This is a genomic window from Candidatus Baltobacteraceae bacterium, from assembly GCA_036559195.1.
Classification (GTDB): Bacteria; Vulcanimicrobiota; Vulcanimicrobiia; order Vulcanimicrobiales; family Vulcanimicrobiaceae; genus JALYTZ01.
Genome location: DATBTN010000045.1, coordinates 1 through 15,432, shown reverse-complemented (window position 1 = coordinate 15,432; position 15,432 = coordinate 1). Strand labels below are relative to the sequence as shown.

Here is a 15,432-nt window from a genome sequence, read left to right as displayed (position 1 = left end):
CGTGCAGATAACCGAAACGCAAGAGCAGCATGAGACCGAAGAGACCGTGCTGCGGCTGCAGCGCCCCATCGAGGCTCTGCTCTTCGTCGCGAGCGAGTCGCTCACGATCAAACAACTCGCCAAACTGACGCACGCGACCGAAGTCGAGATCGCGACGACCCTGCAGCGCATCGAATTGGAGTACGCGGATCGCGGCATCGTGCTGCGCGAGATCGCGGGCGGCTACCGTTTCGCTAGCGCTCCGCTCGCGCGCGAGGCGGTCGAGGCGTACTTGCTGCCCCCGAAAAGCAATCTCTCGACGCCCGCGCTCGAAACGCTCGCGATCGTCGCGTACATGCAGCCCGTTACCAAGAGCGAGATCGAAGCGATTCGCGGAGTGGCCTCCGATAGCGTGGTCTCGACGCTGCTCGATCGGGTCTTGCTTGCCGAAGCCGGCCGCAAAGACGTGGTCGGCCGCCCGATGCTCTACAAGACGACGCCGGAGTTTCTCGAGTCCTTCGGACTGCGCTCGCTCGACGATCTCCCCGAAATGGAACTCGAACAAGGGCAGCCCCTCGAACTCGACCTGCTGACGGCGAACATTACGGCGAACGTTCCGGCCGATTCCGACGCCCCCCCTACCGAGACGGCGGAAGAACCAACGAGCCAGCAATGACGCCGGACTTTTCTCCGCTGGCCGACGCATACGCGGCTAATCGTACTGGCGGCGCGATACCGCTAGCTTACATGCAGTACCTCTATCTCGGAAAGAAGTTTTAAGATGCGGCTCGGCGTGCACGTGCGCGTTTCCGGCGGCTATGCTGCCGCAATCGACTACGCCAAACGCGTTGGCTGTACGGCGCTGCAGATTTTCTCGAGCAACCCGCGCAGTTACCGCACCTCGGCGCCGGATCGCCCGTCGCTCGAAGCGTTCAAAACGCTGCGAATCGCCGCGGGCATCGATCCGTGCGTCATCCACACGCCCTATCTGATCAACCTCGCGAGCGAAGATCCAAAAATCTGCGAGGGGTCGCTGCGATTGCTCAAACACGATATCGAAGTTGCCGGGATCGCCGGCATTCGCTACGTCAACACCCATCTCGGATCGTACGGCAAGCGCGATCGCAGCGAGGGATTCGCCGCCGCTTGCCGGCTGCTCGAAGCCGCGCTCGAGGGCATTCCTCCGAACGTCTATCTCGTGATGGAAAACTCCGCCGGTGCGGGCACGCTCTGCGGCGGCACGCTCGAAGAGTTGGGCCGATTCGTTAAAACGCTCGATCACCCGCAACTCGGCGTATGTCTCGACACGGCCCACGCGTGGGCGGCGGGATACGAAATTAACTCGCAGCGCGGCGTCGACGCCTTCATCGACGAAGCCGCCGAAGCGATCGGGCTCGACCGGCTCCACATGTTTCACTTTAACGACACGGAGATTCCGCTCGGCGGAAATCGCGACCGCCATCACCACATCGGCGAAGGCCTCATCGGTTTCGAGGGATTTCGCGCGCTCGCAACCCGCACCGAACTGCGCGAAAAAACCGCGATTCTCGAAACCCCAGGCGAAGAAGCCGACGACCTGCGCAACATGGAAACCATCAAAGCCATCTTCACCGGAGCCGGCGCCCCCGTGTAAAAAAATGCACCCACGCACGGCTTCGACAAAGCTCATGCTTCGACAAGCTCATGCTTCGACAAGCTCATGCTTCGACAGGCTCAGCATGACAAAAAAAAAGAACCCCCTTGTCATCCTGAGCCTGTCGAAGGACGACAAAGCTCATGCTTCGACAGGCTCATGCTTCGACAGGCTCATGCTTCGACAGGCTCATGCTTCGACAGGCTCATGCTTCGACAGGCTCAGCATGACAAAAAAAAAGAACCCCCTTGTCATCCTGAGCTTGTCGAAGGATGCACGTCGTGATCAGAGGCGTATGTGATCGCGCATTTTGATGTCGATGCTTTTTACGCTAGCGTGGAGATTCGCGACGATCCCACGCTGCGCGGGAAACCGATGGCGGTCGCCGGGAGCAGCCGGCGGGCCGTCGTGTTGACGGCGTCCTACGAAGCGCGACCGTTTGGCGTGCGTTCGGCGCTCCCACTGTACAAGGCGCTGACAGCGTGCCCGCAACTCGTGGTCGTAGCGCCGAATATGGCGAAATATCGCGCCGCCTCCCACGACATCTTTGCGATCTTTCGGCGCCGGGGCCACGCCGTCGAGGGGCTTTCGTTCGACGAAGCCTTCATCGACTTCGGTGCGATGCCGCTAAACGAGGCCATCGAGTTAGCGCGCGTGGTTCGCGCCGAGGTGCTGAACGAAACCGGCCTTACCGTAAGCGCCGGCGTTGCCAGCGGCAAGATGGTCGCCAAGATTCTCTCGGATTCGGCAAAACCCAACGGGCTGCAAGCGCTCGCGCCCGGCGAAGAAGAGGCGTTTCTTGCCGGGCTGCCGGTCGGCCGCCTGTGGGGCGTCGGACCGAAGACGCAAGCGCGACTCGCGCGACGCGGCATCGCAACGATCGGTGACGTCGCCGCGCTCGACGAACTGCAGGCGCGCGCGATTTTCGGAAACTGGGGTGCGGAGCTGCGCCAACTCGCGCGCGGTATCGATCCGCGCCGCGTCGAGTCCGAGCGCGAGACGAAATCGATCTCGACCGAAGAGACCTTCGAATACGACGTGCGCGACGAGCGCGTGCTGCTCGATATTCTGCGCGTGCAGTCGAACGAACTCGCCGAGAAACTCGCGCGAGACGGACTCTGCGCGCGCACGATCGGCATCAAAATAAAAACGGGCGACTTCGCCATTCTCGGCCGGCAGACGAACTTAGCCGAGCCGACGATGGATGCCGAGCGCATCTTCGCGGCTGCCGCGTACTGCCTCGACCGAGCGAATTTGCGTCGCTCCCCGGTGCGGCTGATCGGTACTCGCGCCGCCTCACTCGAACTCGGAGGACCTCAACAGGCTAGCCTGTTCGAGACCTAGATGTGGTCCGTGCTCCAAACGCCGTCGCTTGCGGCCGGCACTTGGGCTAGGCGCACGAAGGTGGCACCGGGCGTTGTAAGCGGTGCCGCCATCCAAATCGCGTCGGTTCGCTTGCGGACGGATCCACGCGGGAGCAGGTCGCGCGTTATTTCGGGAGGCAGCCAGCCGGTGATGCGCCGCAAATCGCCCGCGGCGCCGCGCAGCAAGCGCGGGATCATCGCTTTTGCGTCGTCGTCGGCAAATCCGAACTCATCGACGACGTAGCAATCGCGAACCGGTTCGCGTTGCCCGAGCACGTAAGCGACGACGCGGCGGTTACGATGAACGACGAGATTGGTCGGCGCTCCGGTGGCATGCTCGGATCCGTGTCGAATACGCATTCGAACCCAATCCCACACGATCGGCGAACGTTCGAAACCCCACGCACGGCGCTGCGCTTGCTCCTCGAAACACTTGCGCACGCCCGTCCAATCCCGATCTCCGGCGGCGGTTACCTCGATCCGGCCGCCGTCGAGAGCGTCGGAACGAACGGATATCGAGCGCGATGGAAGCTCGACGAATCCGATCGCCTTATAGAATTGCGGATGAATATCGGAAAAGAGATAGGCGAAGTCTACTCCCGCCGACCGGGCCTCGTCGAGCGCGAGCGCGAGCATCGCGCTCGCGAAACCCCGGCCGCGTTCGGGCGGGGGCGTGAAGACCGCACCGATGCCGACGGCGTGTAACCGCTGATTCTCCAAGCGTACGACGCGATCGTACCGCTTGAAGGATGCCAGCAGCCGTTCGCCATCGTACAACCCAAACGTTCGGTACGAGCGCTTGCCGTATGTCGAGCCGGCAATCTCGAGCGTTTGCGCGATGTACGCGTCGTGACTGCGCCCGTTCGCCCACAACTCCGCCGTCTGCGGCAAAACGCGCTCCGCGTAGGAAGCGGCCGGGATCTCCTGTAGTTTCACTGCTTATCCAACCGAATAGACCGTGCGAGCGGGGCGCCAGCGATCCGAACGGTCGATCGCTCCGGGGATGGCCGCCTTCTGAAGTTCCGTCAAGAATTCGGGGGCCGTGATCCCGCGAGTGGATCGTTCGCTCGACGTGACGAGCGCCGTACGCCGCGCGCGCCGCAGCGCGTAGACGAACGCGCGACGCTCTTCCTTGTTGTACTGCTCGCGAGCTTTGGTGCGGAACATGTAATACGTGAACTTCGCGGTGCGCGCCGCCACCGCATCGCCGGCGTTTTCTTTCGCGATCATTCCCAGGCTCGGACTGTAGAGGAACGCATCCGGCGCGTACCAGCGTGGAAACGCGCCGGCCCGAACGTTCGGCAGGACGACGTGGTCGAATTCGTGACCGCGCGCGGCATCGATGCTCATGATTCGGACCGCGCCAGGCCCGGTTGACGACTCGCAGGCCTCTAGATCGCTCTGCGCCCGCGCGTCGGCGTACTCGAGAAACTCGCCGAGCGACGCGTCGGGATGGGATCCCGCAAATGCGTCGATCCGGTCGAGCAAACGCCGCAGAACGCGCTGCTGGCGATCCGCTCGCGCCGACCCGGCATCGCCGGCGCGTGCCAAACCTTCGTCCCAGATCGCGCGTGCGAGATCGGGCAGCGAGAGCGAGCGTGAAGCGCGAACCCACGACGTGCGCAGCGCGCGAAAGCGCAGAAGCCGTTCGCGCGCCGGCACGGTCAACTGTGCGTCCTGGTCGCCGCGCGTCACGTTCCATCCGAGCCGCAGATCGCGCTTGGCGTCCCAGCGGCCCGCGCGGGTACTTTCGGGCTGCTCGGATTCAAAGAGCATCGCCTGCGCGTCGGGCGGTTCGTTACAGAGCGTGTAGAGCGACGCATCGGAGAGAGCGAATGCCGGGCCCGAGAGCGTACGCAGCAGCAGATCGTGACGATACGGATCGTGCACGTTCCACAAGAGCGCGAGCGCGTCGAGCGCGGCCGGCTGGAGGAACAAATTGAGATCGCCGACGATCTCAACGCAGACGTTTCGATCGAGCAGCGCCTCTTCGTACGCGCGAACGTTTGCGACCGAGCGAAAGAGGATGACGATGTCGTCGTGCGCTGCGCCGGCCGCGAGTAGTTCGATCGCGTATTCGCTGATGTACTGCGTCTCGGCGCGCCGGGTCGCCGCGCGAAAGAGCGAGAGTCCCACTTCGGCCGACGCCGAAATCGGCACGCGCGCCGCGCTTCCCGCCAAATGGTTTGCCGCCAACTCGAGCGCGAAGGGGCTGCGATGCTGATCCACGAGGTCGACGCGTTCGCCCGCAACGGCAAAGACGCGATCGGGACGCGCGCCGCGAAAGCGTTCGGTTGCCGAGTTCGCATCGCCCGCGAGCGTGACGCCGTCGAGCCCGTCGCCGTAGACGGCTTTGAGCAGTTCGAGCTCACCGAGGCTCAAATCTTGTGCGTCGTCGACGAACGCGACGGGGTAACGTTCGCGAACCGCCGCGGCTTCGGCGGGCCGTTCGTGCAGCACCCGCGTCGCCTCCGCGACGGCGTCGCGGGCGGTCAAACATCCGTGTGAGACGAGCAAATCGAGATAGGAAGCATAAAGTTTGGCGAGGATCTTGGCGAGATCGATTTCGCGACGATACTGACGCTGCAGCTCCGCCGCCGATACGTCGAGCGAATCGCGATAGCTGTCCTTGGTGTAGAAGAGCAGATCGGGGTGCGCGAGATTCGGCGGTTGCGCGTAGAACGCGGCGGCACCCGTGAGGGCGCTCTGCAGAAACGCGTCGGGCGCGATCTGCGCGGAACGCAATTTGCGGATCAGGCGAAACGCCGCCTCGAGAAAACGCGACGGCGCGCGCAATCCGGGCACCTCGGGATCGACCTGAGCCTCGACGAACTCGGCCCATTCGAGCGTGAGCAGCGGAGCCGCCGCGCGTTCGAAAATCACCGCGGCCGCAACGTCGTCGATTAGCTCCAGGGGGCGCTCGAGCCCGCTCGACGGGGCGTCGCGCAAGAGACGCAGCGCGAAGCGGTCGATGGTCTCGGCGTGCGCGGCGTCGCCGTCGAGTTTTTCCCGCAGAGCCTCGAGCGAGGGTTCCGACGAGCCGAGGACGATCGGCGCCGAACCTTCCAGCCGAGCCGCCCGAATGCGTCGAGCGAGTTCCGTCGATTTGCCGCTGCCGGCGGGGCCCGCGATGATGGTACTCATCGCCCGAACTTTTCTTCGTGCGGTGCCGGACGATCGATGCAGGCGTCCTTGTAGACGCAGTACGTACACGTTTCGGGATCGGCCGTGACCGCGAAGCGCGTGATCTCCCCGGCGGTGAGTTCGCGACAGAGCTCGATCATGCGCGCGCGCGCGCGCTCTAACTCGCCGATCGAAATGAGGCCGGTCGGGCTGCTCGAGCGCGCGTTCTCGCCGAGTGCCACCGGCACGACTTCGAGCGAGATCGGGCGCACGTCCAGGAGTGCGTCTTTGAGCGGAACGAGTGCGAGGCGCGTGACGCGATCGCCCTGCGCCGTGCGGGCCCAGTAATAGAACGGCAGTTGAAAGTCTTTGAAGTGCCGCACTTTTTCGCGGTATTCGGCGGCGCTCGTCGCGATCGCGCCGGTTTTGTAGTCGATGACCGCAACGTTCCCGGTGCGATCGTCGCGGTCGAGCCGGTCGATGTACCCGATGAAATTGAAGCCCTCGAGTTCGAGCTCGGCCCCCAGCTCGTTGCCGACTACGGTAAACGGTGCGCGGCCGGCTTCGGCGACGATCCACTCGACGTAGCGCAGCGCGGTGCGTTGCGCGCGCCGGCGCTGTAGCTCGTATTCGACCGGCGTCTCGAATCGATTCTTGAATCGATCGAAAGCGGCGTTGACATACCCCTGGATCTTGCGGCGCAACTCTTCGGCACCGGTATCGCTCGGATGCGGAAATTCGAGGTGGAGCGCCTCGAGGGCGGCGTGAAAGGCGGTTCCGTAAAATGAGGCCGACGAACCCCGGTCCTCAACGGCCGCGCAGAGATACCGGTAGTACCACTTGCGCGGGCATTCGGCGAACGTATTGAGCGAGGATGCGCTAAAGTGCGAGTGACGCGTACGCATTCCGCTCTCCGGTTCCGGCGCGACCGGATCCGCCAGCGCGAAGCCTTCCGCGGCGCGCGGGCCGGCGTCGCTCTCGGTCGCAAGATCGAACTCGCGCGCGATGACGGCGGCTGCGTCGTCGCCTGCGCCCGCGACGCGATCGAGTTTCTCCCGAAACGCAAAGAGTGCTTCGCGCGCGTCGCCGCCGACGGCTAAACGCTCGCGAGCGAGCGAATCGAGCAGCGACCCGTCGCGCGCCGCAAGCGTTACGTACGCCGTTGCGATTTCGTGCGGTACGCCGGAGAAGGGCGAACGAAGTAGTCGCCGCGCGTGCCGATCGCTGCGATCGCGTTGCCACGCAAGTCCAGCCGCGACGAAGGCACGAAGTTCCGGAGAAGCCACGCTGCCTCTTTGGGAGACTTACGGAGGCGCCCCTGCTCGTCGCGTGTAACGGCGTCGCATGCGACGGATCGTTATCGGTATCAGCGGCGCCAGCGGGAGTCTTTACGGCTACGCCGCACTACGCGCGTTGCGCGAGATCGACGAGATCGAGACCCATCTCGTGCTCAGCGGGCAAGCCAAGCAAACGATAGAACTCGAAATGGACAAGACCGCGGCCGATTTCGAGGCGCTGGCCGACGTCGTGTACTCGGACGACGATCTGGCCGCATCGATTTCGAGCGGTTCCTTTCTCACCGACGGGATGCTCGTGATTCCGTGTTCGATCAAGAGCGCGGCGGCGATCGCCCACTCACTCAACTCGAACCTCTTGGTACGGGCCGCCGACGTTTGCTTAAAGGAGCGGCGTAAACTCGTGCTCGTCGTTCGCGAAACGCCGCTGCATCTCGGACACCTTCGCACGCTCACCCAACTCGCCGAGATGGGCGCCGTGCTGCTGCCGCCGATTCCGGCGATGTATGCTAAACCTCAAAGCGTCGACGACATCGTGGCGCACACCGTGGGCAAAGCGCTCGATCAATTCGGTATCGCCAACGATCTCTTCAAACGCTGGCGTTCGCCGCAATGAGCCGTTCTGCCAGCGCGATGTCGCTGAGGCGATCGACGTTTACGGCGGTCTCGGCATAGGGCGAGACCACCGCGCGGACCGGCGCGCCGACGAGCCGCGACGCGCGCCGTTCGGCGTCGGCGATCGAGAGACGGCGAACCGCAAATTTCGCCAGGACGTCCCAGCCGAAGAGCGAGGCGAGCTGCAGCGGGTTCTTTCGGGCGTGACCGAGCCGCTCGATAAACGACGCGAGTGCCGGATAGGCGCGCGGCTTGATCGTAACGAAGCCGCCGCCGCAGTACGTGCCGTCGCGCAGCCGCGCCCACGTGTGCGGCACTTCGGGAAAGCGCGCCGCATGCGTGCGCTTTTCCAGACAACCGTAGGTGATATCGGCGTTCGCCGCGCGCGCGCGCGCGATAAAGTCGGCGATCGCTTCGGGGGTGAGAACCGGCAAGTCCGAGGTGCTCACGAGCACGTCGTCGTCGGGCGGCAGGTCGCGCAAACCGCTCGCGAGGCTGTCGCGAATCTTCCGGCCGTCGGCACGGCACTCGTCGGCTAGCTCGAGCGCTCGGCTGCCGTGCGCCTGCGGCGGAGCCACCACGATGATGCGCCCGACCTGCGGCGTCGCGCGCAGGGCCTGCAGCGTGCGGGCGACCAGCGGCACGCCCGCGATATCGATAAACGCTTTGTTGGGGGCGCCGGGTGTGTGCGCGGCGAGTTCGTCCGGAGGGCCGCCGGCGAGGACGACGGTCGTGATCTTCACGCGGCGGTCCGCCACGCGGAACCGGCGGCAAATGCCGCGCGATGAACGCCGTACGTTTTCGGCAAGTCGATTCGCGCGGCCACGGCGGCGGCATCTTCGGCCGTGCGCGTCAGTGCGAACACGCAGGAACCCGAACCCGTGAGCAGCGCGCGCGAGGCGCCGGCTCGCCGCAAAGCATCGAGAGCCGACGTTATCTCCGGCGATCGCCCCGCGATTGCCGTTTCGAAATCGTTGTGCAGCAGTTCGACGGCGCGCTCGAACTGCGCGCTCTGCAGCGCGGCCAGCACCGCCAGGCTGCTCGAGGTATTGCGCGTCCGAGTCGGGCGTTCGCTCGCATCGAGCGCGGCGTACGCCGCTGCGGTTGAAACCGCGACCGGCGGCGCGACGACGACGGCATGCCACGGTGGCAGCGCGCCCGCGGCGGTTATGCGCTCCCCCGTGCCTTCAACGAGCGCGCCGGTTTGAACCAGAAAGAACGGCACGTCGGAGCCCAGCGACCGGGCGATGGAAAGGTAGTCGCGCTCGCCGACGGCGCCGAACGCGCCGTTTTGCGCGGCGAGCAAAATGGCGGCGGCGTCGCTCGATCCACCGCCCATGCCGGCACCGGTCGGGATCCGCTTGCGCAGGTGAACGCCGTAACCGCTCTGCGCAAGGTCGAGTGCGGCGAAGGCGCGTTCGACCAAATTCCCGGATGCGAGCGACGGGTCGTCGCACGAGAACGCGAACGCGGGCCGGGTGCGGTCGATCTCGATCTCATCGTAGAGATCGATCGGCACCATGACGCTGCGCAACGCATGCAAGCCGTCGCCGCGGCGGCTCAGGACTTCGAGCGTCAGATTCAGTTTCGCCGGCGCGCGCAGCAGCAAGGGAGCGGTCATGGGCGGTGACGTGCGCGGCTCGTAAGCCGTTACCCTTGTACGCCGAGCCCTCACAGGGGTTATCAACGACCAGGGGCGTAGAGAGAGAGTTCATGCGATCGAGCTACGACGCGCAGCACAACGAGTTTTGCGCTTACGTCTTACCGGAAGGCGAGACGCCTTATGGCCTGTTGCTCGGAAATTTCAAATCGTTCGCGCAATCGACCGCCAAAGGCGGCGTTCGCGGGCTCTGGGATGCCGATACCGACCAGATCATCTTCGGCACCCATCAGATCGCCTATCGCTTGCGGGACGTCAAGAAGACCTATTTTCCGCATCAAATCGAGCGCGAGTTTACGTTCCTGCCGTACGCGCAGATCTCGGAATTCACGCTCGAGGACCGCGTGCACGTCACCGAGGCGTTCTTCGTGCCCCACGGGCCCAAACACGATCGGACGGTCAGCTTCGTCGTCGACGTAACGCTGTACAATCCGGGCCGCGACGCGGTCGAAGTCGCGGTTTTTCCGTGGGCTCTGTTGGTGGGGCAGCGGTTTTACGGCGAACCCGAGCACGAAGTCAGCGCGACCGTGGAAGGCTCGTTCATCCGTTCGAAAAACCAGCAGAGCGGCGCCGAACGCTGGTGGGGCGGATCGCGCGAGCCGCATGCCGGCATCGTGGGATTGCGCGAACAAGTGATGCTTCACAGCATGCGCACCGGATCGCTTCGCCCGGAGGAACATCTCGATGAGGTAACGCCGGCGCTGGCCGAATGCGTGAGCCGGCGAATCTTCGGCGCGTTCGAATATCGCATTACGATCGCTCCGGGTTCGCGCGAATCGCTGCGCTTGGCGGTGGTCTTTCATAAAGACGGCCGCGAAGCATCGCGTCCGGCGCTCGAGCAGTTGCTGCACGATCCCAAAGCGCTTCACGAGACGCAGCGCTATTTCGCGGGAAAGCTCGCCGACGCGCGCTTTATGACGCCCTCGCCATCCGTGAGCCGCGGGGTGGTGTGGGCGAAAGCCAACATGCTGCGCGTGATCAAGGAGTACCCCAACGGCTGGGGTTCGACCAACTCGCCGCCCTCGGATATTCTGGTTTCGCGAGATACGTCGTGGTTCGTTCACGGTTACGATTACTTCTTGCCGAAATTCAGCCGCGACGCGATCGAAGTATTCAATCGCTTCGTGGAAGAGAGCGGCCAAATGATCGAGTACGTGCGGGGCGTCAACGCGTTCAAGACCTCCTACGATTTGAACATCAACGACGATACGCCGCTGCATCTCATCGCCATGCTCCATCACTATAACGCGACGATGGACGAGCAGTGGGTTCGCGACTCGTTCCCGCTGATTTGCAAGATCGCGGATTACATGCTCACGCAAAAAGACGAGAAGGGGCTGCTGTTCTGCCGCGCGGGCGGCGTCGATATGTTCGGCATCAGTTCGTGGCGCAACATCATTCCGTATTACACGCTCGACGGAGCGGTGACCGAGATCAACGCCGAAGGCGTCTTCGCGCTCGAGTCCGCGGCGATGCTCGCCGCGGTCGTGGGCGATAACGAGCGCTGGCAGCGCTACTCAAACGAAGGCCAAGCGTTGCGCGAAGCGATGATGCAATCGCTGTTTAACGAAGACACCGGCGCCTTCGTTATGAACTACGATCAGGATCAAAATTACCAAGATAACTTCACGGCCGATGAGATTTTTCCGGTGCTCTTCAACGTCGCCGACGCCGAGCAGCGGCGCGCGATCCTGCGACGGTTGAGCGAGGCGGATTTCGTAACGCCGGTCGGCTTGCGCACGGTCTCGACCGCGGACTCGTGGTATTTTCCGTCGCACGGGTTCGGGCTGCTCGGCGGGGTCTGGCCGGATCTCACGCTCTGGTTCGTCGTCGCGCTCGCGCGCAACGGGATGACGAACGAGGCCGTGCATTGGCTCGAAGCGATCTACGATACGATGGAGGGCGGGAGCGCGCGCAACACGGTTCCCGGCGAGTTCGGCGAGTGGTTCGACGGCGGCTCGCTGACCAATCGCGGCATGTACCTCTCGCCTTGGACGGGCGCGAAGTATCTCTGGGGCGTCGCGGAGACCGTCGGCGGTCTCGACGGTTATCGCACGAGCGGACGGCCGCATCTCGTGCCGCTCCATCCGCGCGGATGGAACTGGGTCGCGGCCGCACGCGTGCATTGGGGCGGCCGGCGCTGCACCTACGTGATCGATCTGCTAAAAAACGTGATCTACGGCGACATGCCCGAACTTTCGGCGGAGGAACCGTTCGTGTGCATCCACGCCGGGCGCGACGTCAGCGACGAGGTTACCACCTCGCCCGTGGAAGTCGGCGCCGTCGCGTTCGAGGACGAACGCGGCTCGGTACGCGTCTTTCTCTGCAACATGAACGATGCGATTCGCAACGTTTCGATCGAGTTTCGGGGCGTCACCGAACGGGCGCATCTCGCGGCGGGCGAACTGCGCGAACTGCCGATCGTCGGCACCCCGGCCGACCGCCAAGCACGAGCCGCTGCCCGCGACATCGCTCCCCAGCTGGCGCCGGTTTGAGGCCGGGGAAACAGGACCGGAGCGGGACGCCGCCCTACTAGACTGCGGTGTTGGATCCGTCGAAGCGTTTCGTTACCCTCGTCCTGGCCGTTGGCATCCTCGTGCTGGTCATCGCGATCGCCCTCGGCGAGCGGATGGGCAACCGCGTGATCGGCCAAGTGACCGAGAAGCGCCTTTCGAACATCGTGCCGGTTACGGTAACGCCTGCCCCGCAACAAAGCAACGCGCCGTACGGCCCGGATTGGAAGCGCTCGCAGGTGCTCACCGCCGCCGGGGATCCGGCGTTTCCCGATCCCCGCGTGCCGCCCGTCCCGCTTCCGACCGCGCCGCCGCGACCGAACCCGAAGGTGACCGAAACGCCCAAGCCGGTGCTCGCGACGCCGACTCCGACCCCCAATCCAAACCTGCCGATTTGGCGGCGCCTAGCGCCGCTGCCGACGCCCACGCCCCAGACCGCGGCCTCGGGGACCCCGCCAACGCCCGTCCCCGGCCCCAGCATCTCGCCGCAACCGTAAGCGTTCTTAATGTTCCCATTGGTTGGCCCATAACTCTCCTGGTAGAATAGGGACAAAGAGTGCAATGGATTCGACAACGCCGAGTCCTCCCTGGGAGACCATCGTGGCTGATACCGGAACGATCACCGTAAAGCGCGGGCTCGCGCAGATGCTTAAGGGCGGCGTCATCATGGACGTCGTGACCCCCGAACAAGCCGTCGTCGCGCAGGAGGCGGGTGCCGTCGCCGTGATGGCCCTCGAGCGAATCCCCGCCGATATTCGCGCCATGGGCGGCGTAGCACGCATGAGCAACCTCGAGCTGGTGCGGTCGATTATGGACGCCGTCACGATTCCGGTGATGGCGAAAGTTCGCATCGGTCACTTCGCCGAGGCGCAGGCGCTGCAGGCACTCGGCGTCGATTTCATCGACGAATCCGAAGTGCTGACGCCGGCCGACGACAAGTATCACTGCGACAAACACGATTACACCACGCCGTTCGTCTGCGGCGCGCGCGATCTCGGCGAGGCGCTGCGGCGCATCGCGGAGGGCGCGGCCATGATCCGCAGCAAAGGCGAAGCCGGAAGCGGCAACATCGTTGAAGCCGTGCGCCACATTCGCGCGATTACCGATGCGATTCGCGAACTCTCGGTCGCGCCGAAGGAAGAACTCGTCGCCCGCGCGCGTGATTTAGGCGCGCCGCTCGAACTGGTGCAGGCAATCGCGCGCGATGGGAAGCTGCCCGTCGTGCTGTTCTGCGCGGGCGGCGTCTCGACGCCGGCGGATGCGGCGCTCATGATGCAGCTCGGAGCCGAAGGCATCTTCGTCGGAAGCGGCATCTTCAAATCCAACAACCCCAAGGCGTTCGCGAAAGCGATCGTCGATGCGACCACGCACTTCGCCGATCCCGCCGTGATCGTCGCGGCGAGCCGATCGCTCGGCAAAGATTCGCAGGCCATGGAAGGCATCGACCTGCGCAAGCTGCCGGAGTCCGAACTGCTGGCGCCGCGAGGCAACTAGCGCTTGGACCGGCCGCTCCTCATCGGTGTTCTCGCGCTGCAGGGCGACGTGGTCGAACATGTCGCCGCAACGCGGCGTGCCGGCGCGGCGACCGTCGCCGTAAAAACGCTGACCGATCTGGAACGCATCGATGGTCTGATCGTTCCCGGCGGCGAGTCCACCACGGTGATGAAACTGCTCGCCCGCTTCGATCTTGGCGATCCGATCCGGCGCCGCGTGCGCGACGGAATGCCGCTTTGGGGCACGTGCATGGGGATGATCGTCGTCGCGCACGATGTCGCCGGACTCGAGCAGCCGACGCTCGACCTCATCGATATCTCGGTTCGGCGCAACGCATTCGGCCGCCAGAACGATTCGGCCGAAGTTCCGCTCGCGATTCCCGTTCTCGGCGGCGAGCCGTTTCCGGCGGTCTTCATCCGCGCGCCCTGGGTCGAGCGTCTCGGCGCGGGCGTCGAGCAACTCGCGCAACGCGACGGTCACGGCGTGATGGTGCGAGCCGGCAACGTGCTCGGCACCGCGTTCCACCCGGAATTGACCGGGGACATCCGGGTTCACGCCTACTTCCTCGAAATGGTGCGAAAAGCGACGCGGGGCGAGCCAGGGAAGGAACGCAGCGTCGCATAAGTCTTTCGCACGATGAGTTCGCAGGCCGCCCCTCATGCGAGGGCTGGGGTTCTTACGACGACCGAACCGTTGCTCACCAACGTGAACATCGCGGGGCCTTTGGGCCCCGTTTGCGTTTTTACGGCGTTCTGCGGGCGGGAACGAGCGGCGTGAGCGAAGTTCTCGTCCTGAACTTCACGTACGAGGCGCTCAACATCACGAGCTTCCAGCGCGCCGTGCGCTTGCTTTTCGCGGGCAAGGCGGAGCTGGTACACGGGCGCGACCGGATCATCTCGTCGGCGACCTTCGAGATGCGCATGCCTTCGATCATCCGCATGCTTTATTACATCAAACGGCCCATGCAGCGCGTCGCGCTCACGAAGAAGAACATCCTCATCCGCGACGATCACGTCTGTCAGTATTGCGGGCTGCACGGGGATCGCCTGATGACCGTCGATCACATCGTCCCAAAAAGTAAGGGCGGCCCGTCGACGTGGGAAAACCTCGTCTGCGCCTGCATGCGCTGCAACAATCGCAAAAACAACCGCACGCCGGACGACGCGAACATGAAACTGCGGCGCAAGCCGCGGCAGCCGAAGTACATTCCGTGGATCCAAATCAAGCGCAACACGCTGCCCGGCGAGTGGTGCAAGTTCTTGTTCCTCTACAACGTTTCGATCGAGGAACGCATAGAATAGCCTCCCTTCGAGGTCCGCGCTCCCGATTGGCCTAATCTCCGCTTACCGTGACCACCGATGCGAGCCGGCTGTGGCTGCCGTTTACTCAGATGCGAATGTTCGACCGGGCCGAGCGAACCTTCGTGCGCGGCGACGGCTGCTATCTGCACGACTCGCGGGGCCGCCGCGTATTCGACGCGGTCAGCTCGATCTGGACGACGATTCACGGTCACGGGCATCCGGCAATCGTCGGCGCGATCGCGGAGCAGGCCGCCAGGCTGGATCATGCGACGCTGCTTGGTGCTACGAACCCCGTTGCCGAGGAATTGGCGCGACGGCTGACGGCGCTTGCGCGCATGGACTACGCGTTCTTTTCCGGCGACGGCGCGAGCGCGATCGAAGTCGCTTTGAAGATGGCGTTGCAGTACTGGCAGAACGTCGGCGAGCCGCAGCGCACGCGTTTCGTGCGTTTGACC

Annotated in this window: 15 protein-coding genes; 10 read left to right on the top strand and 5 right to left on the bottom strand. The window is 64.4% G+C overall.

Going from position 1 to position 15,432, the window contains the following annotated elements:
• The first annotated feature begins 1 nt into the window (after window position 1).
• From scpB to dinB, 3 genes are all read left to right on the top strand, one after another.
• Window positions 2–655, top strand: a complete 654-nt coding sequence (scpB, locus tag VIG32_05830; GenBank protein ID HEY8297523.1) for an SMC-Scp complex subunit ScpB — start codon at window positions 2–4, stop codon at window positions 653–655.
• A gap of 105 nt (window positions 656–760) precedes the next feature.
• Window positions 761–1,612 (top strand): deoxyribonuclease IV, encoded by an 852-nt coding sequence (locus VIG32_05825; protein HEY8297522.1) that lies wholly within the window; start codon window positions 761–763, stop codon window positions 1,610–1,612.
• 297 nt (window positions 1,613–1,909) lie between these two features.
• Entirely contained in the window at window positions 1,910–2,956 is a 1,047-nt protein-coding gene (gene dinB / locus VIG32_05820; protein ID HEY8297521.1) for a DNA polymerase IV, read from the top strand.
• On the opposite strand, the gene VIG32_05815 is transcribed toward dinB, so the two are convergent.
• The 3 genes from VIG32_05815 to VIG32_05805 are packed head-to-tail and all read right to left on the bottom strand — an operon-like array spanning window position 2,953 to window position 7,385.
• Window positions 2,953–3,912: a GNAT family N-acetyltransferase gene (locus VIG32_05815; protein ID HEY8297520.1), complete on the bottom strand. Its 960-nt coding sequence runs from the start codon at window positions 3,910–3,912 to the stop codon at window positions 2,953–2,955. The genes dinB and VIG32_05815 overlap by 4 nt on opposite strands.
• A gap of 3 nt (window positions 3,913–3,915) precedes the next feature.
• Window positions 3,916–6,120: a 3'-5' exonuclease gene (locus VIG32_05810; protein ID HEY8297519.1), complete on the bottom strand. Its 2,205-nt coding sequence runs from the start codon at window positions 6,118–6,120 to the stop codon at window positions 3,916–3,918.
• Complete coding sequence (locus VIG32_05805; protein ID HEY8297518.1) at window positions 6,117–7,385, bottom strand: PD-(D/E)XK nuclease family protein; 1,269 nt, start codon at window positions 7,383–7,385, stop codon at window positions 6,117–6,119. The genes VIG32_05810 and VIG32_05805 overlap by 4 nt, the downstream gene beginning before the upstream one ends.
• 58 nt (window positions 7,386–7,443) lie before the next feature.
• Between VIG32_05805 and VIG32_05800 the strand changes: the two genes are divergently transcribed.
• A complete protein-coding gene (locus VIG32_05800) occupies window positions 7,444–8,010 on the top strand; it encodes a UbiX family flavin prenyltransferase (GenBank protein ID HEY8297517.1) in 567 nt (188 codons plus the stop codon).
• Here VIG32_05800 and VIG32_05795 read toward each other — a convergent pair.
• Both VIG32_05795 and ispE read right to left on the bottom strand, forming a co-directional pair.
• Entirely contained in the window at window positions 7,985–8,752 is a 768-nt protein-coding gene (locus tag VIG32_05795) for a nucleotidyltransferase family protein (protein HEY8297516.1), read from the bottom strand. The two genes, VIG32_05800 and VIG32_05795, sit on opposite strands and share 26 nt — an antisense overlap.
• Window positions 8,749–9,630: a 4-(cytidine 5'-diphospho)-2-C-methyl-D-erythritol kinase gene (gene ispE / locus VIG32_05790; protein HEY8297515.1), complete on the bottom strand. Its 882-nt coding sequence runs from the start codon at window positions 9,628–9,630 to the stop codon at window positions 8,749–8,751. The genes VIG32_05795 and ispE overlap by 4 nt, the downstream gene beginning before the upstream one ends.
• Before the next feature lie 92 nt (window positions 9,631–9,722).
• Between ispE and VIG32_05785 the strand changes: the two genes are divergently transcribed.
• The 6 genes from VIG32_05785 to VIG32_05760 all read left to right on the top strand — a co-directional run.
• A complete protein-coding gene (locus VIG32_05785; protein ID HEY8297514.1) occupies window positions 9,723–12,164 on the top strand; it encodes an amylo-alpha-1,6-glucosidase in 2,442 nt (813 codons plus the stop codon).
• 47 nt (window positions 12,165–12,211) lie between these two features.
• Window positions 12,212–12,679 (top strand): hypothetical protein, encoded by a 468-nt coding sequence (locus VIG32_05780; GenBank protein HEY8297513.1) that lies wholly within the window; start codon window positions 12,212–12,214, stop codon window positions 12,677–12,679.
• 103 nt (window positions 12,680–12,782) lie between these two features.
• Window positions 12,783–13,676: a pyridoxal 5'-phosphate synthase lyase subunit PdxS gene (pdxS, locus tag VIG32_05775; GenBank protein HEY8297512.1), complete on the top strand. Its 894-nt coding sequence runs from the start codon at window positions 12,783–12,785 to the stop codon at window positions 13,674–13,676.
• Window positions 13,677–13,679: 3 nt separating this feature from the next.
• Window positions 13,680–14,300 carry a pyridoxal 5'-phosphate synthase glutaminase subunit PdxT gene (pdxT, locus tag VIG32_05770; GenBank protein ID HEY8297511.1) on the top strand — a complete coding sequence of 207 codons (621 nt, stop codon included), beginning with the start codon at window positions 13,680–13,682 and terminating at the stop codon, window positions 14,298–14,300.
• A 149-nt stretch (window positions 14,301–14,449) separates the two neighbouring features.
• A complete protein-coding gene (locus VIG32_05765) occupies window positions 14,450–14,977 on the top strand; it encodes an HNH endonuclease (protein ID HEY8297510.1) in 528 nt (175 codons plus the stop codon).
• Window positions 14,978–15,024: 47 nt separating this feature from the next.
• The coding region (locus VIG32_05760; GenBank protein HEY8297509.1) for an aminotransferase class III-fold pyridoxal phosphate-dependent enzyme at window positions 15,025–15,432 on the top strand (408 nt) is incomplete at its 3' end.